The following is a 23726-nucleotide window of genomic DNA, read 5'->3' as shown; positions in this document are numbered from 1 at the left end:
TTTGTATCTTTACATGTAGCGCTTTACTTCTTTTAGTAGGAGTGGAGATATTTTATTTGCAATATAGACATACTTTTACGCAGATAGAGCTCGCAGAGAAAAAGAAGTTTATAAAAATAACGACTGTTTCTAATTTAAGCTTGGCATTAAAAAACAATTATATAAAGACATTACCATGAAAAAAATCAATTTTTATCTTCTTGAATATGCAATTAATTACATTTTACGATATAAATCAAAAAATATATTTATAGCCATAGTATTAACACTGCTCATCGCTGTTTTAGCATCATTTTTCTTTGTGCAAAATTCATTAAAGTATGAATTTGAATCAACTGTTGATGCCCAACCTCAGATAATTATAACGAATCAAAAAGCTGGCAGAGATACTACTGTCGATGAAAATGTCATAGATACTATTCTAAATATTAAAGGTGTCGGCGATGTTGTCTCAAGAGTATGGGGATATTATGATTTTAAACATATGAATGCAAAATTTATTTTAGTCGGCATTGATGAATTTGAAAATCAGTATAATGCTACATTGGCAAATATTGTACAAAACAGTGAACTCAATACTTCATCAATGCTTATTGGTGAGGGTGTTAAAAAGATAATGAATCAAAGTTATTATCGTGAATATTTTAACTTTATTACTCCCGATTTAGCAGTCAAAAAAATCTATATAGCCGGAATATTTAAAGCTGCAACCAAGTTGGAGTCAAATGATATGATAGTCATGAGTAAAGATGCCCTAAGAGAGATTTTTGGCTATAAAAACAGAGAAGCTACAGATTTGGCAGTGACAGTAGATAACCCGGCAGAAGTCGCTTCTGTGATGCTGAAAATTCAAAACTTGTTTCCGACATTTAAAGTTGTCGCCAGGAAGGATTTGAAAATATCCCTAGAGAGTCAATTTAATTATAAAAGTTCTATATTTCTCATTTTATTTATCATAACGCTCTTTACATTTTTTATAATTATCTATGATAAATCAAGCGGACTCAGCAGTGAAGAAAAAAAAGAGATAGGCATACTCAAAGCAATAGGGTGGAGAATCGAAGATGTTCTCCAAGCAAGATTATATGAGGGTTTAATCATCTCTTTTTTCTCTTATATTATTGGTATTACTTTGGCACTGTTTTTTGTATATATTTTAAATGCCCCGATAATAAAAAATATATTTATAGCCTATAATGATATTAGTAATAATTTTACGCTTCCTTTTGTTCTTGATTATGAAATATTACTGTTACTCTTCTTACTGAGTGTACCGGTATATATGTTTGCAACAGTTATTCCTTCATGGAGAGTTGCTACTCTTGATGCTGACGAGGTAATAAGATGATAAAACTTCAACATGTAAGTAAAGTGTACGGCAAGGACATTAAAGCTCTGGACAACATTGATTTAGAGTTTAATGAGGGTGAGCTGATTGTTTTAAAAGGTGTGAGCGGCAGTGGAAAAAGTACCATTCTTTCATTAATAGCCGGACTTTTAAAACCGACAAGTGGTGATGTTTTGGTAGATAATAAACATATATCAAAACTACCGGATCATTTTTGTAGCCAATACAGAAGAGATAATATCGGGTTTATATTTCAAAAATATAATCTGATTCCGACTTTAAGTGTAGAAGATAACATCACATTGCCTTTGGTTCCATTGAATTTAGATGAAAAAGAGTTACATGTAAAGCTGGAAGCTGTGATGCAGATGTTTTCGATTGAGCATAAAAAAGAAATAGCTGTGAAAAATTTGTCCGGCGGTGAACAGCAGAGAACTGCAATAGCCAGAGCAAATGTAAATAATCCGAAAATTATTTTGGCAGATGAACCCACGGCGAATTTGGATGAAAAACTCTCCAAAGAATTTATACAGATACTCAAAGAATTGAAATCTTTAAATAAAACTATCATTGTTGCTACGCATGATCCTCTTTTTTTTGATTTGGATTTTGTGGACAGGATTGTAGAGATACATAACGGGAAACTAGTATGCTCCTGACCCCCGAAGTATTGACGATAAATATACTCAACCTGCTCTTTTTTATCTTTGCATCCATTGCCTTTTACTATAGTGTAAAAATAGTTTTGAAATATGATTTTAATGCCACAACAACGCTGCAATATAATCTGGAGAAACAGAGTTATTTAGTTGCTATTATTATTAAATTTATTTTTTATATTAAAGTCCTATTATTTATATTTTTTATTTTTACGCTTGATAACATTTCAACTATTTTACCGGGTGCGATGTGTGGTGCGGGTGTTGTCAATGCCACTGAATACGGAAATTATCTGCTTATACTCAAAATTATAAATTTATATATTTTTGCCTACTGGCTAGTGCTTAACAATGAAGATATGAAATCAGAAAAGCAGATATATTTAAAACTCAAATTTAAAGTATATATATTTGCCTATTTTCTGCTTTTGCTTGAGATAGGCTTGGAAAGTATAATGTTCTTTTCTATAGATACCAAAAGTGTCGTAGATTGTTGCGGGGCTATTTTTTCTACAACTGACGGCACTTATATGGCTCGTCTGTTAAATATCAATCCGATTGTTCTCTTGAGCAGCTTCTATGCTGTTTTTACCTTTATAATAATTGCATATATAATGAAAAATAGATATTTATTCTCACTTATGAATTTATTATTTACTATTATAGCCTTAATCTCTCTCATAGCCTTTTTTGGGACATATATTTACGAACTGCCGACACATCACTGCCCGTTTTGTCTGCTTCAAAAAGATTATAACTATGCAGGCTATTTTTTGTATATATTTTTATTTATCGGTACTTTTTACGGTATTGTTCTTGGGGTTATTCCTTTTACAAAAGAAGAAGAAAATGCAAAATATAAAGTATCGCTTCTTTTTACTACTTTATATGTAGTGTTAGTGAGTTATTATCCGCTTTTCTATTATATAAAAAATGGTGTGTGGCTTTAAGTGCTTTAGATGTTATGTTGGTTATGTCCAAATTTATTATGCCACCATTCCTCGGGTGTATAAGTTGATTTTTTTATACTTTCTTCATCTAACGGGTATTCATAAGAGTTACAGTAATCAAGTATGATTTTATAGGCCTCGTTGATTTGCATACTCATTTGTGTTGCTTGTTCATAATTATCTTTATGTTTGTCAGGGTGCCATTTTTTCATAAGATTTTTATATTTGTTTTTGATTTCTTTAAGGGAAGCTTTTTCACGAAGGCCAAGGAGTGATTTGGCCTTCATTATTTTTTCAAAGGAGTGCAACTGATTTAGTCTTGCTGTTGTCTCATATATGCAGGAATGTCTAAATAATCACCGTCAAGTTCGCCGCCTACAATAAGTCTTGGTCTTACTTTTGCACGGACGGGTGCGGGTGTTTCACTAACAAAATCTTCATTGTTGGTAAGTTCTTTTTCAAAACCTGTTGCAACGATCGTTATTTTGATATAGTTTTCAGCAATTGTTTCATCTGTTGATGTTCCCCAGATAACTTCTGCATCATCATGAGCACTTTCATGTACAACTTCCATAGCTTCTGCGAGTTCCATCATAGGAAAGTCAGGATGCATACTAAAGTGTACTAAAACACCCATCGCACCATTAATAGACATATTGTCTAAGAGTGGAGATTCAATTGCCGCTTTAATTGCCTCATAAGCGGCATTTTCACCTTCGTGTTCACCAACACCCATCAGTGCCATACCTTTATGACTCATAACTGTTTGTAAGTCGGCAAAGTCTAGGTTGATATCATTGTCTCCGCTTGAGAGAATCACACCGGATGTTCCGCTAACAGCTTGTGCTAATACACTGTCAACTATTTTAAAACTTTCTTTGAGTCCCAGTCTTCTGTCAATAATGGATAAAAGCTTGTCATTTGGAATAACTACTATTGAGTCACTCTCTTTTTTAAGTTCTTCTAAACCTGTTTCAGCGAGTTTAAGACGTTTACGACCTTCAAACATAAAAGGTTTTGTAACAATTGAAATTGTAAGTGCACCGATCTCTTTGGCAATTTGTGCAACAACAGGTGCAGCGCCTGTTCCTGTACCACCTCCAAGACCTGCAGAGATGAAAACGATGTCTGCACCCTCAAGTGCTGATCTGATTTCATCATAATTTTCCAATGCAGAATCTTTGCCAATGTTTGGCTTCATACCTGCACCAAGTCCTTTTGTGAGTTTGGCACCAATTTGAATCTTTGAAGTGGCATTTGTTTCATTGAGGACCTGAGCATCTGTATTGATAAGCATCATTTCAATACCAGACACACCTTCATTAATCATATGTCCTATCATATTTCCGCCACCGCCTCCAACGCCGACAGCTATAATTCTTGCTCCACTAGGACTTTGTGCTTCTTCTATTACAAATGGTTCCATTCTCTCACTCCTTTAAAATAACTGGGTAGCCCAGTTCCAAAATTTACTTAAACTTCCAGCTTCATCACTCTTTTTGTCTTTAACTGCTTCTAAGTTTACCATTTTATCCTTATCACTAACTGTTTGTTCCTCTGAAGGGGCAACAGGTATAACAGGTTCACTGACAAAATCTATACTGTTTTTGGCAGTCGGCTCTTCATTTGTATGTCTTACGCGTTTGTTTACATCAATTTCATATGGCGTATACGGATATGCTGAATACATAACTAGCCCGACAGCACTTGAATATTCCGGACCTCGCAGGGAATCAAAAAGTCCGTTCATCTCAATGGGTTTTGCCAAACGAACAGGAACGGAGCCAAAAGTCGCAATCGCCAAATCACGGATACCGTCCATTTTTGAAAAACCACCTGTAAGCACTATGCCTGCACCGATTTGCTCTTTAAGTCCGCTGTTTTCTATGAACTGTGCAAGTATCATAAGTGTCTCTTCCACTCTTGCAAAAATGACATTATGCACCACTTCAAGAGAGACTTCATGTGTTGAATTTTCATCACCGATTATCGGCAGTTCAATTAAATCATTGCTTGGTGTGAGCAGTGAACCATATGTTAGCTTTACTTTATCTGCAACATTAAGGGGTGTATGCAGTGCCATAGAAAGGTCACTTGTCACATGGTTTGAGCCCACACCCAAAAATTCATTGTAGCGGATTGAATTACCTGAATGGATTGCAATGTTACTTGTATTTCCACCCATATCAATGACTGCAGCACCTAGCTCTCTTTCATCTTCATTAAGTGTTGCAATTGCTGAAGCATAACTGTTAAGCACTACATTTTCGACTTCTACTCCTGCGCCTCTAACCGCTTTTTTGAGATTGTTCAGGTTTGATTTTTGTGTGGTGATAATATGTGTTTCAACTTCAAGTCTTGAAGCGTTCATACCCAGAGGGTCTTCTATATAATCCTGATCATCCACTTTAAAGTTAAAAGGTAGAGCATGCAGGACTTCATACTCATTTGGTATGTTAGCATTGTATAAAGAAGTATGCATAACACGTTTTATCTCTTCAAGAGATATCTCTTTAGATTGAATATTGACTATGCCGTTAGAGTTCAAACTTTTAGTATATGCCCCTGAGATAGAAACGATTGCAGTATGTATAGTACTGCCTGAGACTCTTTTTGCATCCTCAACTGCTGTCTTAATACTTCTAGAAGCAAGTTCTATGTTTGTGATGCTTCCCTTTTTTAAACCTTGTGCTTTAGTCGTTCCTGCACCGGTAATTGAGATTGCGTTATTGTTATCTATTTCTGCGATAATTGCACAAATTTTTGTTGAGCCGATATCTATGGCTAAAACAGTTCTACTCAATTTAGAGTCCTTGAATATAAATCTCAGTTTGGTACTTGTTTTGAAGTGTTTTTATAAGTCCTTCATTAAACATTGTACTTTTTAATTTTGCGATAGTATCGCTAACGTTATTGTTTTTATTTATAAGCAGTTTTTGTTCCAAAATGTTGTATAAAACAATCTTTCCGTTATTTAATCCGATAAATGATCTTTTTTTATCATTCACAAACAGTTTTTGTAAAAAATCAGCAGCTTCTTGTTTGCTTAAAGGTACCAGTTTGTCTACAGATGTAATAGTAAGAAAATCAGAGGTTTTTCCTATGAAAGTATTTACAGAGTTGTTTGCAAGTTTCATGAGCTTTTCTTTTTTTATTTGTGCTATATAAAGCGGTAAAACTTCTGATTTTGCTTCTTCGAATGATTTTGGTTTCGAAGGAACTATTTTTGTTAATTCGAAAATATAGTAGATGCCGTCAATATTGATTGGTTTTGTATATGGCTTTGTCAGTGCAAGTTTAGAAACCGTGTCTAGTGTTTGTGTATTGAAAGGATTATTCGATTTTGAGATTTTTGCATTCTGGAGTGCGATGTCATCTGGAAGTTTGTTTTTCTTAAATGCTATATATGTTCGTAATGCTTTGTCTTTCGCCTCTTTTGCATTGAGCTCGTTGAGAACTTTTTCTTTTGCTGCTTCAAGAGTTAAAATTTTACCATCACTGTCTTTGAAGTGTGTTCTGTTTTCTTTATAATACTCTGCAATTTTAGTATCGCTGAATTTTTTAGAGACAGGAGTTACTTTAATAAAGTTTGACTCATATATAACGTCAGTCATAAAGTTATTTTTTTTGCTTTCCCAAAACTTTTTTAATTCTTTATCTTTTAAAGAAACCTTGATGTCATCAAAACTGAGTACTTTATAATTTATTTTATCGGCAATATTAAAAATTGTATTTAAAATATTTTCTTCATTTTTGGATGTTTTTACCGGTAAAAGTTTTAAGGTTTTTTGTATAAGAAGTTCTTTTCTTAACTCGGTTTCATATTCTTTGATAGTCAATCTGTTTTGAGAAAGAACAAGCTTATATGTTTCTTTGTCAAATTCTCCGTTTTTATAAAAAGCTTTTTGCCCTTTGAGTGCCGCAATCATCTCTTTATCAGTGATAATCAAGTCATATGAGTGTGCAAGATTTATAAGCAGAGCCTGTTGCACAAGTTGTTGCAATGCCTGCTTGTCAAGTCCAAACTGTTTTGCTTTTTCTTCATCAAAATTGCCTTGAAACATTTGATTATATTGTGCATATAGGCGAGAATATGTTTTTTGAAGCTCACCCTTACTGATTTCAACGTCTCCGACTTTTGCAACAGCACCTGCTTTATTTCCATAGCTGTATTGTCCCCAGCCGACAAAGCCTGCTCCAACAAACGCGATAGTTGAAATCCAAATAGTTATAATAAGCCATTTTTTATGTCTCTGCATCCATGTAATCATATAGTAAAAACCTTGTTTGTGATATTTTTAGTATTTTATGTAAATTCGCCTTTAACCTTGATAAAGAGAGCTTACAAAGGTATAATTTGCTTATGAAAAATGAAGAACTTAAAAACAGAGACCTGGATGTCCTTTGGCATCCATGTACACAGATGAAAGATCACGAAACACTGCCGCTTGTTCCGATTAAAAAGGCACATGGCGTTTACTTGGAAGATTTTGAAGGCAACAGATATATTGATGCCATCAGTTCCTGGTGGGTAAATATGTTTGGACACACAAACGAGTATATTAACTCAAAAATAAAAGAACAGCTAGATACTTTAGAGCATGTTATTCTTGCAGGTTTTACACATGAGCAGGTTGTACGGCTTTCAGAACGTCTTGTAAAACTAACACCACCTAACTTAGACAAGTGTTTTTATTCTGACAATGGTTCATCAGCCGTGGAGGTTTCGCTAAAGATGAGTTATCACGCGCATCTTAATGACGGCAGGAAAAAATCACTTTTTGTTTCACTCACAAACTCCTATCACGGGGAGACAATAGGAGCTTTAAGTGTAGGTGATGTAGAACTTTATAAAGAGACGTATGAGCCTTTATTAATTCAAACAATTCAAACAGAAGTTCCGGCAGATATGAGCGAAGCAGCAGCCGTAGAAGCAGCTGGGAAGTTTGAAGATTTATGTGCAAAAAGAGCAGATGAAATAAGTGCATTAATATTAGAACCGCTTATACAAGGAGCCGGTTATATGCATATGTATCATCCAAAATATCTGCAGTTGGTTCGTGTTACATGTACAAAGTATAATATCCATCTTATAGCAGATGAAGTGATGGTCGGATTTGGGAGAACCGGAGAGTTATTTGCTTGTGAAAAAGCCGGTATTTCACCTGACTTTTTGGTTCTTTCAAAAGGTTTGACAGGAGGCTATCTTCCACTGTCTGCTGTTTTAACATCCAATGATGTATATGCTAAATTTTATTGTGATTACAATGAACACAAAGCTTTTTTACATTCTCACTCTTATACAGGCAATGCCTTGGCTTGTGCTGCTGCAAATGCAACACTTGATATTTTTGAAAATGAAAACATCATTGAAAAAAACAAAGAACTCGCCCTTTATATGTCCGAAAAATTGCAAAAGTTTTCAGAGCTTCCAAATGTAGGAGAAATTAGACAAACAGGTATGGTTTGCGTTGTAGAACTCAAAGGTTATGAAGCAAAAGAGAGAATAGGGCTTAAAGTATATGAATATGGATTAAAACATGGTGTTTTACTTCGTCCGCTTGGGCACATAGTTTATTTTATGCCGCCGTATATTATTACGAAAGAAGAGATTAATACAATGATGGATACAGCATATGAAGCTGTTAAAAATCTCTAATCAAAATCACAGAGGTTTGCTGAATCACTCAGCATAAGCAAGCGGCAGCTTTTTTCTAGAATGGCAAGTTTTTTTGCCATTTCATGCATATCTCTGCTGTATGCATAAACTCCATAACCGCGAATCACCATAATATTTGTTTTTTTTGTTTGAAAGTAGAGTACTATTTCACTTTGCGCTCTGTCATACCAGTCTTCAAACTGTTTGGGGTCAACTATTTCGATTGAACCTATTTCTGTATATCCGAAGTAATCCTTTGGGATTATCATATTATGTTCCAGAGAGTATGCCGTAGTAAACTGCGGCATACTAAAACATGCGAATTTTGCTTCTGAAATATGCGAATAGATACTTTGATGAATGTCTGCGTCAATACTGGCCTGTTTCCATCTGTAATCTTTTTTAAAATACAACTCTATAAGACTATTTTCATCTATATCATCAAAAACAGCTTCTTTTGTATTTATGATAAAGCGGCTTTTATCTGTTTTGGCAGATAAAGAGCCGTGGTAAATACCGAAAAAATCCTTTCTAAACATGGAAAGAGCCAGTGAAGAGAGTTGATTTTTTAAGCGCGCTTTATTCATAAGATCTATTTAAACCAGTTTTTCATTTTATCTATCACTGAATCCAAAATACCTTCATGCGGTTTTGATTCTATGCCGAAAGAGTCTTGAATTTTGTCTAAAAGTTCAATTTGTTCGTCATTTAGTTTTTTAGGGTACTGTATGTTAATAACAGCAATCAAATCGCCTTTACCGTGTCCATGCACATCTTCTATACCTTCACCCCTGAATGTATAACGCTGTTTGTCTTTTGTACCAATATCAAGTTTAAGCTCAAGTTCCCCTGTCAAAGACGGTATTGTTAATGTGTCTCCTTTGACGGCTTGAGTGAAAAATACAGGAATTTCAATATAAACATCATTGTCATCCCTGATAAAGTGTTTGTCAGGTTTTACTTCAAATGTGACATATAAATCACCGCGATTGCCTTTTTTGCCGATATTTCCTTTTCCTGAGACTCTTAAGCGGTTACCGCTGTCAATTCCTTTTGGAACAGAGATAGTGATTGTTTCTTTTACCTCTTCATAGCCTTTGCCATGACATTTTTTACATTTGTCCGCTGCCGAGCTTCCTGTTCCGTTACATACAGGACAAGTTTGTGAAAAGGTCATAAAACCTTGTTTCATATAAATTTGACCTTGCCCTTTACATTGTGGACAAGTAGAGAGTTTTCCGTCTTTTGCACCCGTGCCTTTACAAGCTTTACACGCTTTTTTATATGTGTATTTTATCTCTTTTTCGCATCCAAATACTGCTTCATTGAAATCAATGTATATATCGACATTCATATCAAGCGGATATTTGTCCATATCGGCAGGATTTTGACGTCTTGTACGCCCGCCGCCAAATCCGCTGAACATCTCCTCAAACATAGAACCTAAATCATCAAAGTTTGAAGATGAACGAGAACCACCGCCCATGCCCTGTAACCCTTCTTTTCCATATCTGTCATAAATACTTCGTTGTTGCTCATCACTCAGGCATTGGTATGCTTCATTGACAAGTTTAAATTTGTGCTCTGCCTCTTTATCACCGGCATTTTTATCAGGATGATATTTCTTTGCCATTTGTCTGTATGCTTTTTTAATTGTTGTCTTATCTGCATTTTGTGATACTTCTAAAATTTCATAATAGCTTAATTGTTCCATTCTAATAAAATCCTATCTAAAATATTTTTTGAAATTATACCCATTTTGTAGTTTAAAAAAAAATAATTAGATGTTATAATGCTGCTTATGAAACAAATTACTCTTTTTTTACTAACTATTACACTTTTTTTAGGGTGTAGTAAAAATACACAACCGCCACAGTTAACAAAAATTAAAAATGTAAATTTTACTAAAACATCTTTTTCAAATCTTTCCGGGTTTCAAGAGCAAAATTATGATGAATTTTTAAATAATTTTATTAACAACTGCAAAAGTATAAAAGGGCAAAAAATCTATAAAAATTTATGTCAAAAAGCTTTACATGTAACAGATGCAAAACTGTTTTTAATAAATAATTTCACTCCTTACTCAATAGCCGATAAAAGCGGAAAAAAAGAAGGCCTGCTTACCGGATATTATGAAGCACAGTTACATGCTTCTTTAAAAGAGAGTGATAAGTATAAATACCCGATTTATGCAACACCAAAGGATTTGGTTGTCGTTGATTTAAGCTCGATATATCCTGAACTCAAAAACTACAGACTTCGAGGAAAAATACAAAGCAATAGACTGGTTCCTTATTACAGCCGTAAAGAATCAAAGTTTAATGATTTAAATGCCTCGGTAATTTGTTACTGTGATTCTAAAATAGACAGGTTTTTTTTAGAAGTGCAGGGTTCCGGACAGGTAATTTTAGATGATAACTCTACTATGTATATAGGTTACGACAATCAAAATGGGCATAAATATAAATCTATTGGAAAATATTTGGTAAAAAAGGGGGAAATTCCTTTAGAAAAAATTTCCCTGCAGAGTATTCGTAAATGGCTGAGTGAGCATCCATCAAGAATTGATGAAGTACTCAACTACAATAAATCTTTAGTCTTTTTCTCAAAAAGAGACAAAGGTGCGACAGGTGCATTAGGGTTACAACTTCGTGAAAAAAGCTCTATTGCAGTGGATAAAAAATATATTCCGTTAGGAAATATGGTATACTTATCGTCAAATTTAGGAAACGAAAAATTTAATAAAATTGTTTTTGCACAAGATACAGGCGGAGCTATTAAAGGCCCTATACGGGCAGATTTGTTCTTAGGCAGTGGGGATAAAGCATTAAATATTGCCGGAAGATTAAAGTCACCGTTAAAACTTTGGTTACTGGTTCCAAATTATAAAGAAGCCAAAGAATGAATAATTCATTAGAAAAATTTAACAGACTCGTAGAAGCGCTTGGTGAACTGCCGAGTATCGGAAAAAAATCGGCAACAAGACTTGCTTATTACATGATTATGAATGATACTTTTGCCGGTATGAAAATTGCACATGCAATTGAAGATGCCCTTGGAAGCTTGAAAAAATGTAAAGAGTGTGGTGGAATGAGTGAAGATGAGCTTTGTTATATCTGTTGTGATGAAATGAGGGATGCTTCTTTATTATGTATAGTTGAAAATGCTAAAGATATTTTGCTATTAGAAGAAAATGGCTTGTTTGACGGTAAATACTTTGTCTTAGAGTCTCTAGAAGAGTTAAGTATGTCACATCTTGAAACAATTGTTCAAAATGGAGTAAGTGAGGTGTTATTTGCACTCACTCCTTCCATAGCTAATGATGCGGTAATACTCTATATCGAAGATAAACTTGGTATTTATGATTTGAATTTTTCTAAAATAGCGCAAGGTGTTCCAACAGGTGTAAGTTTGGAAAATATAGATTTACTTTCACTAACGAGAGCATTAGAAGATAGAGTAAGGGTGTAGATGAAATTTTTTGTAATACTGACAATACTTGCTGTATATATTTTTGCAGCAGATAATATGTTAACAACAGTTGATGAATCAAAGAGTAAAATTGAAATAAAAAATATTACCAATGATAAATCAAAAGAGAGTATGGAACAGTGGATAAATGCTGAATTTGGACTGCAGCCGTATAGGACAAATTATTTACTGCCTTTTGGCATTGCAAATAGAACATATCTATCGCATAGTCCGGGAGAAAATTTTAAAGATAAAGAAGCTGAAATTCAAGTAAGTTTAAAGTTAAGAGTAGCAAATAATCTTTTTGGTTTGAATGAAAAATATTATCTCTCTTACACCCATCATGCCTTTTGGCAGATTTATACACAATCTGCACCTTTTCGCGAGAGCTTGTATAACCCCGAAGCATTTGTAGTTTTTCCGATCAGCGATAAAAAATCATGTATGCAAATGCGCTCTTTAAAATTTGCAATAGCGCACAAATCTAATGGACAGCCAAATACTAAAGATAATCCTGCTTATAATGGATTTAATCTTTCTAAAAGTATAAACTATGTCTATGCAACACTTCGCCTGCAGCATAAAACACTTATTAGTGATTTGACATTTATGACACCGTATTTAGGAAATTCCGATTTGACGGATAATCCCGATATTATGAAATATATGGGATATACAAAGGTAAAATTTACATATTTTTATGATGAGCATATGTTTACATTGATGCTTCGCGGCAATCTTGACAGTCAAAAAGGTGCGGTAGAAGCAACATACTCTTATCCTTTATACAAGAGCTCTTATCTCTACGCAAAACTGTTTAGCGGGTATATGGAATCATTGATTGATTACAATCATTATATTACAAAATTTTCAATAGGATTTAGCTTCTCTCGTTAATAGAGAAAGCTTTTTTGCATTTGTGTTTTAATGGCTTCTTTGTCAAGTTCAAAATTACAAAAAAGCTCATTTGCCAAAACACCTTGTCCTAATAGCATGTCTGAACCGTCTTTACATGTAAGCTGTTTTTCTTTGGCAAGCTGTAAAAAAGGTGTTATTTTTCCATAAATAGCATCAGCAGCGTAACGGGTATTATTTAAAATAGTTTCAATTATTTCTTTTGGCGCAGGAAAGTTTTCATCTTTGAGTCCTGCGCTTGTTGTATTCACAACCAAGTCATATTGTTTCAAAACAAAGTTTTCCCATGTATAACATTCACAATTAAGTTTTTCAAAGTATGAAAGACGTGCTTCGCTTCTATTGAGTATGCTTACATGTAACCCTTCTTCTAAAAACTTTTGAACAAGTGCTTTTGCCGTACCGCCTGCACCGAGGACTAAAATATTTTTTATATCTTTAAACTCGTCTATCGCATACATAAAACCGTCAGCATCTGTGTTATAGCCGATCAGCTTTCCGTTTTCATTGATGAGCGTATTGACAACTCCTATTTTTTTTGCAAAACCGCGAATTTCATCACAGGCTTCATAAGCACTCTCTTTGTGAGGCACGGTAACATTGGCTCCATCAAGACCAAGTGCAAAAAAAGTCTCTTTAAGCTTTGTATCGTCTTCTAGAAGTGTTCTTGTATAACAGGCTTTATAGTTGAGGTTTTTAAACACGGCATTGTGCATAAGCGGACTGCGTGAATGAGAGACGGGATTGCCAAAGATGGAAAAAAGTTTACTCATGAAAACCCTCTGTTATTTTTTATCTAAATCTTCAAGAGAGTGAATGAGTGCACCTAACTTGTTATTGACTTCAAGATATTCAAGCTCTTTGACACTGTCTGCAACGACGCCTGCACCGGCCTGCAGAACAACTTTATCCTCTTTTACCAAAGCAGTACGTATCGTAATAGCACTGTCCATATTGCCGTCAAACCCGAAATAACCGATGCTCCCGCTGTAAAAACCGCGTTTTAAGCCCTCATACTCTGCTATGAGTTCCATTGCACGGATTTTAGGTGCGCCTGTCATTGTTCCTGCCGTAAAGGTTGCCATGAACAAATCAAACATATCTTTGTCATCACTAAGCGTGGCAACCACATCAGAAACGATATGCATAACATGAGAAAAACGTTCTATGTGCATAATGTCTTCCACTTTGACCGTGCCTGTTTTTGCAACACGTCCGACATCATTTCTGCCTAAATCAATGAGCATCAAATGTTCGGCGAGTTCTTTAGGGTCTGCAAGAAGTTCTTCTTCGAGTTCTTTGTCTCTTTGTTTTGTAGCACCGCGTTTTCTTGTTCCTGCTATTGGGCGCAGAAGCAGTTCACCTTCTGTTAAGCGCACCATAACCTCAGGAGAAGAACCGACAATGCTGAAATTTTCATACTCCATCAAAAACATATAAGGAGAAGGGTTTTTTGTGCGTAAAATTCTATAAAAACTAAAAGGGTCGACTTTTATATGCCGTGTAAAACGGTTTGTCATCAAAATTTGAAAAACATCTCCGCTGCGTATCATTTCTTTTGATTTGTCTATCATTTCAAAGAATTTTTCTTTGGTGTGAGCAAAGCTTCCCTTGTCATCACCGATATTATAAACTCTGTGCTTATAAGTATAGGTGCCTTTTAAATCATCTTCAATAGATTGGAATTTGTCACTATACTCTTTGAGGGTTGAAATGAGTGTTATTTGATGATTTTTATGTGAATAAACAAGAACAAGTTTAGGGAGTACCAAATCCAGATCGGGGGTATTTAACTCATCTGTTAAATCATCCATAAAAGTTTTGAGTTTTGGTTCAAAGACTTTCACCATATCATAACCGATATAACCGATAAAACCGTCAACATAACCGACATTCAGCTTTTTTGTAGCAGTTTTATATTCACTTGTATCTATGTTTTTATAGTACTCTTTTAAAAATGCAAAAGGATTTTCTTCTTTTATGTGTTTTTCACCGCTGACATCTGTATAAACTGTTTTATCATCTATATATTGAAGGCGTTCTCTTGCCCCTATGCAGATAAAGCTGTAATTACCTTCACTTTGCCCGGCACTCTCAAAAAGATAGCTGATTTCATCTTTAAAAAGATTTTTTAGTTTTGAATAAACGGCAATAGGCGCTAACTGATCTTGTGTAAATTGTTTAGAATGTATCAATACTACCCTTGTAAAATTATAATTTTACTAAAAATGCACCCGGCTCAATTTTGGCACGAATAACACGTTTAGCATTATTTGCTTCTTTTTGTGTTTTAAATGGTCCAATCAATACTTTGTTAAGTGTTTTTGCATTGATTTTTACTTTATGATATGTATATTTATACCCTAAATCCGTAATAGATTTTAAGAATTTTTTATTTGGTTCATATTTTGAAAATGAACCGACTTGTATATAGTATTTTACTGTCGATGTTGCTTGAGGCTTCGGTGCTACCTTCTTTTTCTTCGTAACTACTTTTTTTGGTGCAGCAACTACTTTTTGTTCTTGTGCACTCTCTTGTTTGAGCTTTTGGGCGATTTTATCTAAATCCTCATCACTTGATGCGTTGTCTTGTATAACTTCCACATCTTCAAAAAGAGGTTCTTCAGTCGCTTTTTGTGTGGCTACTTGAGCTTGAGGCTCAGGCGGTAGAACTGCTTGAGGTAAATTGTCTGTGCCTTGTGAACTGAGTGAATTCATAAGCATTACAACTATAATTAAAATAATCCCCAATGTTGCAACAGCAAGAATTATTTTTTTATTTGAGCTGGATGAGCCGTTTTTATTTAGGACGATATCACTTAATTCATTCTTATCATTCATAGGATTACCTCAATTTTTTATTTGCTTTATGATACCAAAAATATACTAAAGAAGCAACTTACATATGTTTCGACCACGAAGCTCCGCGTTCTTTTGCATACACTTCATAAGGCAGCGTTAAAATGTTATATTCATCGGGCATATCATTGTTTGGAAACATTCTCCACTGTTTTGGCTGTTTTGCCGCAAGTTTCATACTGATCATCTTACCCAGCTGTATAGCCTCTTGCAGAGTTGTATGCCCTTTATGAATATATACATGTAAATGCCCTTTGGTCTTTGTCTCATAAGCCGTAAAGTTGATAAAACCCTCTTCGCGTAAAAGAAGCTGTGCTTTGTGATAAAATCTCTCAGGGTCTCTGCCGTTATAATCAATAACAATATTTTCAACGATACCTTTTTTGTCTACCACGGAGTGAGCTACAGTTATCTCACCTTTTATGTGTTTGTTGATAACAGACTGATTCAAAGGGGCATTGACCTTTTCAAATTTATTGTAAAAAGTACGCCCTTTAAAAGTGATTTTATTCACTACCGTATCTCTTTTAATCCAGTAGTGGTCACTCACCATTTTTATAAGTTTTAAATCCATGGCAGTCATGTTGTGACCTTAATATGTTGGTTGATTGTAAATTACAAAGTTCTGTGCCAAAGCTTTAAGTTCTTCTTTTATTTTAGCTTGAAGTTCTGTATTGTTGATATCATCTAAAACATCTGCCATTTTGTTTGCTATGAGTTCAAACTCTTTTTCTTTCATACCGCGAGATGTAAGAGCAGGGGAACCGACACGAATACCTGAAGTAACGAATGGACTTCTTGTCTCACCCGGAACTGTATTTTTATTTACAGTGATACCTGCATTTCCAAGTGCTGCATCAGCATCTTTTCCTGAAATTTCACGACCTACAAAGCTGATAAGCACTAGATGGTTGTCTGTTCCGCCACTTACCACGTCATAACCGCGTTTCATCATCACTTCAGCCAATACATTAGCATTTACTTTTACCTGTTTCGAGTAATCTTTCCACTCCGGTGCAAGATTGTGTTTAAAACCAACCGCTTTTGCAGCGATTACATGTACTAATGGTCCTCCTTGAAGCGCAGGAAAAATTGCAGAGTTGATTTTTTTTGCTATATCTTCATCATCTGTCATAATCATACCACCGCGAGGCCCTGCAAGTGTTTTGTGTGTTGTAGTTGTCACAACATGTGCATGTGGGAATGGGCTAGGGTGTTCACCTGCTGCTACAAGACCGGCAATGTGTGCGATATCTGCAAATAAAATGGCACCAACTTCGTCAGCGATTTCACGGAATTTTGCAAAATCAATTTCACGTGCATATGCAGAAGCACCACAGACGATAATTTTAGGTTGAACAATTTTAGCAATGTCTAAAACTCTTTCATAATTAATACGTCCGTCAAGCTCTACACCATAAGTAAAACTAGAGTAGTTTTTTCCTGAAAAGCTCGGCTTTGAACCATGTGTCAAGTGTCCGCCGTGGCTTAAATCCATTCCTAAAAGTTTATCACCCGCTTTTAAAAGTGCTGCATATACGGCACCGTTTGCCTGAGAACCTGAGTGCGGTTGCACATTTGCATATTTACATCCGAAAAGTTCACATGCTCTGTCTATTGCCAGCTGTTCAACACTATCTGCATATTCACATCCGCCATAGTAGCGTTTTGCAGGATAACCCTCAGCATACTTGTTTGTAAATACTGAGCCCATAGCTTCCATAACTGCAGGAAGCGTAAAGTTCTCACTTGCTATCATCTCTAAGTGATCAGTTTGTCTCTCTAGCTCTTTTTCGCATAAGTTATACACTTCTTCATCGTACTCTTTTAAAAAACTCATGGTATAAAATTCCTTGTAAAAAATAAAAATATACTTATTGTACTAAAAATATAATAATTTTGTTCTGAATAATTAGTCAGCTTTATATTTATTATTTACATGTAAAGCCAAAAATATAAATAAAGGAAAATAATTATCCTTTAAGTTTGGGTGTGCCATAATGATGGTAGATTTCAAAATAAAGGCGTTATCATGAGAAAGTACGAAACATACAGATGTAATAAATGTGGAAACATAGTAGAAGTACAGGAAGTTGGCGGTGGAGAGTTGCATTGTTGTGGTCAGGCAATGGAAATGATTACACAAAATCTTACTTTGGTGAATTTAATGAAAGCTTTTGCAGGAGAATCCCAAGCCCGAAATAAGTATGAATTTTATGCAAAAGTAGCACAAAAAGAGGGTTGTAGAGATATCGCAGCTCATTTTCAACGAGCGGCAAATAATGAAAAAGAGCATGCAAAATTAGAGTTGGCACTGCATAACAGAATGAAGTTTGACAGAGAAAATAATTTTGGAATAACGGCTGAAAATTTACAGGATGCTATTAACGGTGAACATTATGAAAATTCTGATATGTATCCGGATTTTGCAAAAATAGCTAAAGAAGAGGGTGACAAAGAAGCTGCTGCACTTTTTAATGCCATCGGAAAAGTTGAAATAGAGCATGAAAAAATGTATAAAATGCTTTTAGAAAGACTGACAGCCGGGCATGAGTTTGAAAGTGATGAAGAAGAAGCCTGGATATGCGAAGTCTGCGGTCATGTTCATTATGGAAAAAAACCGCCCAAAAAATGTCCTGTGTGTAAACATCCGCAAGAGTATTTTTCAAGACTTGTAGAGAGTAAATAAATAGGAACACTTTCATAAATGTTTATACAATAGTTGTATAATATTGTAAAATTTATGAAAGTGAGAATGATTTATGAACAAAATTAAAAAAATATTAATTGCAAACAGAGGTGAAATAGCACTGCGAATTATACGTGCATGTAAAGAACTGGAGATTAAGACTGTTGCAATATTTTCAGAAGTTGATAAAGATGGAGTTTGGGTACAAAAAGCTGATAATTCTTTTGCAATTAGCGGGGATCCTGTAGAAGCGTATCTTGATTACAAAAATTTAATAAATATTGCCATGAGAACACGTTGTGATGCAATCCATCCAGGATATGGATTTTTATCTGAGAGTGCTGAGTTTGCTAAGGCCTGTGAGGAAAATGATATTATCTTCATAGGACCAAAGGCTGAACATATTGCACTGTTTGGTGACAAAATGGCTTCTAAAACAGCTGTAAAAAAAGTCGGCGTTCCGGTACTTGAGGGTACTGTAGAACCTGTAATGGATGCAAAAGAGGGTGAGCAAATCGCGAGTGAGATAGGATTTCCTGTCATTATAAAAGCGGCTTTTGGCGGTGGCGGACGTGGTATGCGTATAGTACATAATGCAAAGGAATTCCAAGAACTTTTTGAATCTGCAACAAATGAAGCGATAAAATATTTTGGTAAAGGTGAAGTCTTTATAGAAAAATTTGTGCAAAATCCTCGACATATAGAAGTACAGATTGTTGCAGATAAATACGGAAATGTTGTTCATTTAGGAGAAAGGGACTGCTCAATCCAAAGAAGACACCAAAAAGTCATAGAGATAGCACCAAGCCCAAGGTTGAGTGACGCAACAAGAAAAAAACTTTGTCAAACAGCAGTCAATGCCGTTCAAGAAATAGGGTATGAGAATGTAGGAACAGTTGAGTTTTTAGTAGATGACAATGATGATTTTTATTTTATTGAGATGAATACAAGAGTTCAAGTGGAGCATCCCGTCACTGAAATTATCTCAGGTGTTGACATTATACAAAGAATGATTGAGATAGCCGGTGGTGATAAACTAAAATATAAGCAAGAAGAAATAATGATACGCGGATATGCAATAGAATTTAGAATTAATGCTGAAAATCCACAAAATAATTTTATGCCGGCAGTAGGGACAATTACTAATTATATGGCACCGGGTGGTCCGGGGGTAAGACTTGATACAAGTATTTATGCAGGTTATACAATCCCTCCAAACTATGATTCTATGGTAGGAAAACTTATTGTGTATGCTTTAGAATGGGATGGTGTAGTGAGAAAAGCTGCAAGAGCTTTAGATGAATTTTTTATTGACGGTGTGGTAACTAACATACCACTTCATAAAGCTATAGTCGCAGACAGTGATTTTAAAGCAGGAAAATTTGACACTTCATATCTTGAGAAAAAATTGCCGACATTTGATTTTGAAGAACATAAATCAAAGCGAAGTATTGTTGATAAAAGTTTTATATTAAAAGGGTCGGGTGATCTTTTGTATTAAAATATAACAATTTGTATAGAGCAAAAATTGCTCTATACTTCTTCTTGTGAATCTTCAGTTGTTTCTTGTGTGACAGGTTTCATAGCAGGGAACAATAATACATCTCGAATACTGTGCTCATTTGTAAGCAGCATTACTAGTCTGTCTATTCCTATTCCCTGTCCTGCAGTCGGCGCCATTCCATAGCTGAGTGCTTCAACAAAATCACTGTCCATTTCATGGGCTTCATCATCACCGCTCTCTTTTGCCGCCATTTGTCCTTCAAAACGTGAGAGTTGGTCAATAGGGTCATTGAGCTCGCTGAATGCATTGGCAATTTCACGGCCTGCGATGAAAAGCTCAAATCTTTCCGTAATTTCAGGATGTTCATCACTTCTGCGGGCAAGTGGAGAAATCTCTACAGGATACTCTGTTATAAAAGTAGGATCTATAAGTTTTTCCTCAACAAATTCATCAAAAAGTTCTCCTTGAAGCTGACCTAAATTCATGCCCGGTTTTACTGTAACGCCTTTTTCATTCAAATAAGCGATGATTTTTTCTTTATCTCTAGTAACATCAGCCGGTACGTCGCCTATAGACGTTAAAGACTCTATAAGAGGAATTTCTTGAAAATTGTCAAAATTTACTTCTAAATCACCGTAAGGCAGAAGTGTCGGCAGGTCCAAATGTTCAAATAGATATTGAAAATACTCTTTTGTAATTTCGATCAAATCTTTATATGTTTTGTATGCCCAGTAAAATTCAATAGAAGTAAACTCAGGATTATGTGTAGCATCCATTCCTTCATTTCTGAAGTTACGGTTGATTTCAAAAACTGCTTCAAAGCCGCCGACTATAAGTCTTTTTAGGTAAAGTTCAGGGGCAATTCTAAGATATCTGTCAACGCCGAGTGCATTATGGTGTGTCACAAATGGTTTTGCATTCGCGCCTCCTGCAATTGGGTGCATCATAGGTGTTTCAACTTCTAAAAAGCCTTTGTCCTCAAAGAAACGGCGTGTTAAAGAAATAACACGAGAACGAATTTGAAATGTTTTTCTCACTTCTGAGTTCATAATCAAATCAAGATAGCGTTTTCTATAACGTATCTCTTTATCTGTAATACCGTGAAATTTCTCAGGCAGCGGTGCAATTGCTTTTGTCAGTAACTTAAAACTGTCTGCATGTAATGAAAGTTCGCCTTGTCCTGTAACAAATGGAAAACCGCCGACTTCAATGATGTCTCCGACTTCTATATTTTTCTTAAATATAGTGTTGTAAAAACCTTCAGGAAGATTGTCACGTGATACATAAATCTGCAGCATACCGCTTTCGTCTTCTATTTTCACAAAACTTGCTTTACCCATAATACGAAGAAATTTTATACGTCCGCTTACGATATAGTGGCGATTTTCATCACGTTTATTTTCGCTCTCTGCTACATCAGAGTTGACATTAAGATATTTCTCAATAGTTGTATTTCTTTGTGAGTCATTTGCATAAGGATTGTACCCTGCGTCTTTTAATGTATTTGCTTTTTCTATTCTTTGTTGTATATATTTATTTTCAAAAATCAATAATTCTTCCTTCTTTATTTGTTATTTTGCTTTTTCTTGACACTCTTTACAAATACCATATATCTGCATAGAATGATCACTCATCTTAAATCCGAGTTCTTTGGTAATTGCCTGTTGGCGTTTTTCTATCTCTTCATCTACAAATTCGGTAATTTTTCCGCACTCTGTACAAATAAGATGATCGTGATGCTCTTTTGCCCCAAGTTCATATTTTTTCCCCTGTGCTCCAAATGAAAGTGAAGTAACAACATGTGAATCTTCAAGCAGAGAAAGTGTTCTGTAAACAGTTGCTATACCTGTGTTTAACTCAGGATATTTTTCCTGTATAAGATGATGCAGGGCTTCAGGTGTTAAGTGTTCGTCTGAATTATAAAGTGTTTCCAAAATTACTTCGCGTTGGATAGTAAACTTGAGATTATTTTTTTTGAGCAGTTGCTTAAAATCATTGAGTAGCTGTTCATATTCCACTGTTCTGTCATTAAAGTTTGTAGTAACATTTGACATAATTATTTCTCTTGTATTTTATTTTTGATTTCATCAATTTGCTGTAAAGTTGATGCAGTTATATTGTCTTCAACTTTTTTTTGTAAATCAGCGCTGCCTTGTGAAATTGTTGTATTGATATCATTTGAAACTTCTGTAGGATCTATTTTCATAATATATCTGCCGGTTTCTACTAAAATCGGAAAGAGTATACTCGTTTTAAGAGATGAATCAAGCGTCGTTTTGATTGCTTTTACATTATATACCGCATAGGCAATGACGGCAGCTATTAAGAAAAACTTACTTGCACCTACTACAAAACCCAAAATTTTATCTATTGGACCGAGACCGCTTAGCGAACTTAATTTTTTAAAGGCAAATCCTATAAGTACCATAATAAGCCAAAAAAGTGCCAGGGTAACAAGAAAACCTGTAAAATCAATAGCAGACTCATTGGAAAATTTAAATATCATATTACTTAAATAATGGCCAACTTCATCACCAACTCTTGATGCAACGAAAATACCGCCGATTATACCTATAAGACCAAAAATCTCTTTAAAAAATCCGTTAAGAATACCTTTTAAACCAAGCAGCAAAATTATAATTGCTGCAATAATGTCAAAATAATTAAAATCCATTTTTTAGTTCCATATTTATTTGATTTTTTCCGCTTTTTTTTGACTTGTACAGTGCTTTGTCAGCCCGATTTATAAGTGCTTCTGGGGTGTCTTCAGGGTAGAATAGTGTGGAACCTATACTTATTGTAACATTTATAGGTTCGCCTTTATAAAAAAGCTGGTTTGAGCTTACGAGTTTTAGAATTCTGTCGGCAATTTCTTGGCAGGTATTTACATCTATTCTGTTGAGAACAATCAAAAATTCTTCTCCACCATAGCGAAATACTTTATCACCGTCACGTAATGCCTTTCTCAGCATATTAGCTACAAAAATGAGTATTTTATCTCCGGCAATATGTCCGTATTTGTCATTTATTTTTTTAAAATCATCAATATCTAAAAGCAGTACATGCAACTCATGTTTTAATTCTTTTTTATCGCATAGATTTTTAAGATAGGTATCAAGTGCTCGTCTGTTAAATATTTTAGTAAGAGCGTCTAAATTTGAACTGCTCTCAAGCTCTTTTACCTGTGCCGAAAGTTGTGCTATAACCTGGTTTGCACGTTGCACCTCTTGCGACATATGATTTTGAATTTCATTAAATTTTTCTTTTATAGAAGGCATATCAATGAGTTGATGTTCATAACTTTGTACGGTCTGTTCGTGAATTTTAGTCAATTTTTCAAATCTGTTATTTGTATTTTTATAAGAAGATAGTGTCTTGTTTGCGATTTCTTTGTAAGCATTACTAAAAGCCAATTTTGCATGTTCTACAGAGCTTATATCATCTTCATTGATGTTTTGAACAGTCATTACAGCATTTTGCAGATAAGTAACAAGTTGTTCTTTATTGGGGTCTTTTTGAGAGTCAATATTCTCCAGCAGATCTTCGTACATTTGAGTTACTAATGATTTTAGGTCATCTTTTTTCATAAATCTCCAAATAAAAATATTCGCAATTATACTAGTTTAAGCATAAAAAAAGCTTTTCTCATAGCTATTTTATCTATATTTGGAT

General features: G+C 34.8%; 24 protein-coding genes. 9 read left to right on the top strand and 15 right to left on the bottom strand.

Going from position 1 to position 23726, the window contains the following annotated elements:
• Positions 1-175: 175 nt before the first annotated feature.
• From SAUT_RS07180 to SAUT_RS07170, 3 genes are read left to right on the top strand one after another with little or no spacing between them, the layout of a single operon-like run.
• Complete coding sequence (locus SAUT_RS07180) at positions 176-1348, top strand: ABC transporter permease (RefSeq protein WP_013327221.1); 1173 nt, start codon at positions 176-178, stop codon at positions 1346-1348.
• Positions 1345-2007 (top strand): ABC transporter ATP-binding protein, encoded by a 663-nt coding sequence (locus SAUT_RS07175; protein ID WP_013327220.1) that lies wholly within the window; start codon positions 1345-1347, stop codon positions 2005-2007. Before SAUT_RS07180 ends, SAUT_RS07175 begins: the two co-directional genes overlap by 4 nt.
• On the top strand, positions 1998-2957 hold the full coding sequence (locus SAUT_RS07170; RefSeq protein ID WP_013327219.1) for a hypothetical protein: 960 nt from the start codon (positions 1998-2000) through the stop codon (positions 2955-2957). The genes SAUT_RS07175 and SAUT_RS07170 overlap by 10 nt, the downstream gene beginning before the upstream one ends.
• 5 nt (positions 2958-2962) lie before the next feature.
• Here SAUT_RS07170 and SAUT_RS07165 read toward each other — a convergent pair whose 3' ends face one another.
• The 4 genes from SAUT_RS07165 to SAUT_RS07150 are packed head-to-tail and all read right to left on the bottom strand — an operon-like array spanning position 2963 to position 7228.
• On the bottom strand, positions 2963-3244 hold the full coding sequence (locus tag SAUT_RS07165) for a J domain-containing protein (RefSeq protein WP_245534093.1): 282 nt from the start codon (positions 3242-3244) through the stop codon (positions 2963-2965).
• A 26-nt stretch (positions 3245-3270) separates the two neighbouring features.
• A complete protein-coding gene (ftsZ, locus tag SAUT_RS07160) occupies positions 3271-4383 on the bottom strand; it encodes a cell division protein FtsZ (protein WP_013327217.1) in 1113 nt (370 codons plus the stop codon).
• A gap of 12 nt (positions 4384-4395) precedes the next feature.
• Positions 4396-5760, bottom strand: a complete 1365-nt coding sequence (ftsA, locus tag SAUT_RS07155; protein ID WP_013327216.1) for a cell division protein FtsA — start codon at positions 5758-5760, stop codon at positions 4396-4398.
• Position 5761: 1 nt separating this feature from the next.
• The gene (locus SAUT_RS07150; RefSeq protein WP_013327215.1) at positions 5762-7228 is read right to left on the bottom strand and encodes a peptidylprolyl isomerase; all 1467 of its coding nucleotides are present in this window, start codon (positions 7226-7228) and stop codon (positions 5762-5764) included.
• Between the two features lie 92 nt (positions 7229-7320).
• Between SAUT_RS07150 and SAUT_RS07145 the strand changes: the two genes are divergently transcribed.
• Positions 7321-8616, top strand: a complete 1296-nt coding sequence (locus SAUT_RS07145; RefSeq protein WP_013327214.1) for an adenosylmethionine--8-amino-7-oxononanoate transaminase — start codon at positions 7321-7323, stop codon at positions 8614-8616.
• Here the strand turns inward: SAUT_RS07145 and SAUT_RS07140 are convergent.
• Both SAUT_RS07140 and dnaJ read right to left on the bottom strand, forming a co-directional pair.
• Positions 8613-9203, bottom strand: a complete 591-nt coding sequence (locus tag SAUT_RS07140) for a class II aldolase and adducin N-terminal domain-containing protein (protein WP_013327213.1) — start codon at positions 9201-9203, stop codon at positions 8613-8615. The genes SAUT_RS07145 and SAUT_RS07140 overlap by 4 nt on opposite strands.
• Positions 9204-9208: 5 nt before the next feature.
• A complete protein-coding gene (gene dnaJ / locus SAUT_RS07135) occupies positions 9209-10330 on the bottom strand; it encodes a molecular chaperone DnaJ (RefSeq protein ID WP_013327212.1) in 1122 nt (373 codons plus the stop codon).
• Between the two features lie 87 nt (positions 10331-10417).
• Here dnaJ and mltA point away from each other — a divergent pair, with 87 nt between their 5' ends.
• Genes mltA through SAUT_RS07120 form a run of 3 tightly spaced genes read left to right on the top strand, consistent with a single transcriptional unit; the run spans position 10418 to position 12984 of the window.
• The gene (gene mltA / locus SAUT_RS07130; RefSeq protein WP_148218517.1) at positions 10418-11521 is read left to right on the top strand and encodes a murein transglycosylase A; all 1104 of its coding nucleotides are present in this window, start codon (positions 10418-10420) and stop codon (positions 11519-11521) included.
• The gene (gene recR, locus SAUT_RS07125; RefSeq protein WP_013327210.1) at positions 11518-12087 is read left to right on the top strand and encodes a recombination mediator RecR; all 570 of its coding nucleotides are present in this window, start codon (positions 11518-11520) and stop codon (positions 12085-12087) included. Before mltA ends, recR begins: the two co-directional genes overlap by 4 nt.
• Positions 12088-12984: a phospholipase A gene (locus SAUT_RS07120; protein ID WP_013327209.1), complete on the top strand. Its 897-nt coding sequence runs from the start codon at positions 12088-12090 to the stop codon at positions 12982-12984.
• Here SAUT_RS07120 and SAUT_RS07115 read toward each other — a convergent pair.
• The 5 genes from SAUT_RS07115 to SAUT_RS07095 are packed head-to-tail and all read right to left on the bottom strand — an operon-like array spanning position 12981 to position 17701.
• A complete protein-coding gene (locus tag SAUT_RS07115; RefSeq protein ID WP_013327208.1) occupies positions 12981-13775 on the bottom strand; it encodes a shikimate dehydrogenase in 795 nt (264 codons plus the stop codon). The two genes, SAUT_RS07120 and SAUT_RS07115, sit on opposite strands and share 4 nt — an antisense overlap.
• 12 nt (positions 13776-13787) lie before the next feature.
• Positions 13788-15197, bottom strand: a complete 1410-nt coding sequence (locus SAUT_RS07110; protein WP_013327207.1) for an anthranilate synthase component I family protein — start codon at positions 15195-15197, stop codon at positions 13788-13790.
• Between the two features lie 16 nt (positions 15198-15213).
• Positions 15214-15843 carry an SPOR domain-containing protein gene (locus SAUT_RS07105; RefSeq protein WP_013327206.1) on the bottom strand — a complete coding sequence of 210 codons (630 nt, stop codon included), beginning with the start codon at positions 15841-15843 and terminating at the stop codon, positions 15214-15216.
• A gap of 58 nt (positions 15844-15901) precedes the next feature.
• Complete coding sequence (locus SAUT_RS07100) at positions 15902-16444, bottom strand: DUF1882 domain-containing protein (RefSeq protein WP_013327205.1); 543 nt, start codon at positions 16442-16444, stop codon at positions 15902-15904.
• A 9-nt stretch (positions 16445-16453) separates the two neighbouring features.
• The gene (locus tag SAUT_RS07095) at positions 16454-17701 is read right to left on the bottom strand and encodes a serine hydroxymethyltransferase (protein WP_013327204.1); all 1248 of its coding nucleotides are present in this window, start codon (positions 17699-17701) and stop codon (positions 16454-16456) included.
• Positions 17702-17893: 192 nt separating this feature from the next.
• On the opposite strand from SAUT_RS07095, the gene SAUT_RS07090 reads away from it, so the two are divergent.
• Positions 17894-18550, top strand: coding sequence for a ferritin family protein (locus tag SAUT_RS07090; protein ID WP_013327203.1), 657 nt, complete (start codon positions 17894-17896; stop codon positions 18548-18550).
• A gap of 73 nt (positions 18551-18623) precedes the next feature.
• Positions 18624-20051 (top strand): acetyl-CoA carboxylase biotin carboxylase subunit, encoded by a 1428-nt coding sequence (locus SAUT_RS07085; RefSeq protein WP_013327202.1) that lies wholly within the window; start codon positions 18624-18626, stop codon positions 20049-20051.
• Positions 20052-20083: 32 nt separating this feature from the next.
• On the opposite strand, the gene lysS is transcribed toward SAUT_RS07085, so the two are convergent.
• Genes lysS through SAUT_RS07065 form a run of 4 tightly spaced genes read right to left on the bottom strand, consistent with a single transcriptional unit; the run spans position 20084 to position 23641 of the window.
• A complete protein-coding gene (lysS, locus tag SAUT_RS07080; protein WP_013327201.1) occupies positions 20084-21604 on the bottom strand; it encodes a lysine--tRNA ligase in 1521 nt (506 codons plus the stop codon).
• Between the two features lie 21 nt (positions 21605-21625).
• Complete coding sequence (locus SAUT_RS07075; RefSeq protein WP_013327200.1) at positions 21626-22108, bottom strand: Fur family transcriptional regulator; 483 nt, start codon at positions 22106-22108, stop codon at positions 21626-21628.
• Positions 22109-22110: 2 nt separating this feature from the next.
• The gene (locus tag SAUT_RS07070) at positions 22111-22728 is read right to left on the bottom strand and encodes a CvpA family protein (protein ID WP_013327199.1); all 618 of its coding nucleotides are present in this window, start codon (positions 22726-22728) and stop codon (positions 22111-22113) included.
• Complete coding sequence (locus SAUT_RS07065; protein ID WP_013327198.1) at positions 22718-23641, bottom strand: GGDEF domain-containing protein; 924 nt, start codon at positions 23639-23641, stop codon at positions 22718-22720. Before SAUT_RS07065 ends, SAUT_RS07070 begins: the two co-directional genes overlap by 11 nt.
• Positions 23642-23726 lie beyond the last annotated feature (85 nt).

This window comes from Sulfurimonas autotrophica DSM 16294 (assembly GCF_000147355.1).
In the GTDB taxonomy this organism is placed as follows: domain Bacteria; phylum Campylobacterota; class Campylobacteria; order Campylobacterales; family Sulfurimonadaceae; genus Sulfurimonas; species Sulfurimonas autotrophica.
Note: the sequence above shows the minus strand (reverse complement) of the source record. Positions and strands in the feature narration are given on the sequence as shown.